Below are 695 nucleotides of genomic sequence, written 5' to 3' on the forward strand. Positions count from 1 at the left end.
AGGACTTCTGTACCTGTCGCAAGCTTTCGGTACAAAAAGCATTTGCTGAATGAAGTTAAAAAGACATATAACTCCCAAATCGAAACCTAGTGTTTCAATTTGGGAGTTTCTCCTTTATACATGTTCAAGTACCCTTAATATCTGTATAAAAGAGAAAAGAACTAAAGGCCATTCCTTATATGAAAATGACTTTTAATATAAATTTAAACACAGATAGATGAAGCAATTGAGCTAGATGGAAATGCAGTTGGTGCCATTGTTGGTGGAACCCTTCCAGTTGTAAATCCTAATGGATCAGCTGTGTCTACAACTATTCCAAAGGTTTGACCTGTTTTTAATGTGATTAATGTAAATTTCCCTACACAACCAACAGGGGTTAATCTTTGATCGGCAAATTGATAATTGGGTAAATATTGATAAGGATACAAGGGGTTGCTCTTCCTTTCGTACTAAATTTTTTTTACCACATAAACAAAATATGATTATTTAAACCAATGGTTCGTAAAGGTTAAGCCTAAAAAAACCTTCATAAAAATTCCTAGTCTTTTTCTTTCCAATTACAGTGTACATATTGTATTAACGGGTGCAAGAGTACAAGAATGGATTGCTGCGGCGATCCCTTTTTCTTATTCGACTAACTGGCAGTTATATACAGTATCAGCGAAAAAAGGTTGATAGAATGCATCCTTTATCTA

Annotated in this window: 1 protein-coding gene; it reads right to left on the reverse strand. The window is 34.2% G+C overall.

All coding sequences use genetic code 11. The features are described from left to right. Positions 1 to 203: 203 nt before the first annotated feature. Entirely contained in the window at positions 204 to 428 is a 225-nt protein-coding gene (locus tag JMM81_RS22665) for a hypothetical protein (protein ID WP_256243816.1), read from the reverse strand. Positions 429 to 695: the final 267 nt, after the last annotated feature.

It is taken from the genome of Bacillus sp. V3B, assembly GCF_024494465.1.
Lineage (GTDB): Bacteria > Bacillota > Bacilli > Bacillales > Cytobacillaceae > Bacillus_BD.